The organism is Kocuria sp. ZOR0020 (assembly GCF_000800955.1).
Taxonomy (GTDB): domain Bacteria; phylum Actinomycetota; class Actinomycetes; order Actinomycetales; family Micrococcaceae; genus Kocuria; species Kocuria subflava.
The window spans coordinates 1-958 of record NZ_JROX01000032.1; the positions used below are offsets into that span (position 1 = coordinate 1).

General features: G+C 67.6%; 1 pseudogene. It reads left to right on the forward strand.

The features are described 5' to 3' along the window. Nucleotides 1–185: 185 nt before the first annotated feature. Nucleotides 186–958: pseudogene (locus tag L979_RS02205) on the forward strand (ISL3 family transposase); the annotation flags it as partial.

Genomic DNA, 958 nt, shown 5'->3' on the forward strand with positions numbered 1-958 from the left:
TCCATGAAGACCATCGACTAGCGACGTCAACTGGAAACCGAGCCATGGGTCAGGTCATCCAATCTGGCTCTTCGCAGTTGAGGGGGTAGCTGCGTGTCGCGAGGGTGGGCACGTCGGTGCGCGGATAGACGTCGAGGTCTCCCGATGGTGGAAGTCCTCACGCTCGCCATCAGGACGACCTCGACGTGCCCAACGCCATCTTCGACAGTCCCGATCTGACGACCTTCGCGCGCCTGGACGAGCTCGGCCTCGTCGCTGTCGGTCAATGGCTAACGGCGGAACGGGCGGTGCTCGAATGCCGACTCGCGGAGGAGGATCCGTGGTGCCGCGCTTGCGGAGCGAGGTCGACCTCGCGCGGCACGATCACTCGGCCCCTCGCTCACCAGCCGTTCGGCCACCGGCCCACGACGCTGCTGGTGCGGATCCGGCAGTATCTGTGGTCACTGCGGGAACCGCTGGCGCGAGGACACCACCGCCGCAGCGACTGAGCGGGCGAAACTCTCCCGCGGTGGGATGCGGTAGGCACTGGAAGACCTGGTCATCGACCACCTCTCGATCGCACGGGTCGCCGCCGGGCTAGGGGTTGCCTGGCACACCGCCGACGGCGCCGTCCTCGCCGAGGGCCAGCGGCTGCTCATCGATGACCCCGCCCGCTTCGACGGAGTCCGCGTGATCGGGGTCGACGAGCACGTATGGCGCCACACCAGGCGCGGCGACAAGTACGTCACCGTGATCATCGACCTCACCCCAGCCAGGGACGGGACCGGGCCCGCACGGCTGCTGGACATGATCGAGGGCCGCTCCAAAGCGGCGTTCAAGGCCTGGCTGGAGGCCCACCCCGAGGCATGGAAGGACCGCATCGAGGTGGTGGCGATGGACGAGTTCACCGGATACAGGACCGCCGCCAGCGAAGCCCTACCGGGCGCGGTAGCGCTGATGGATCCCTTCCACGTCGTTC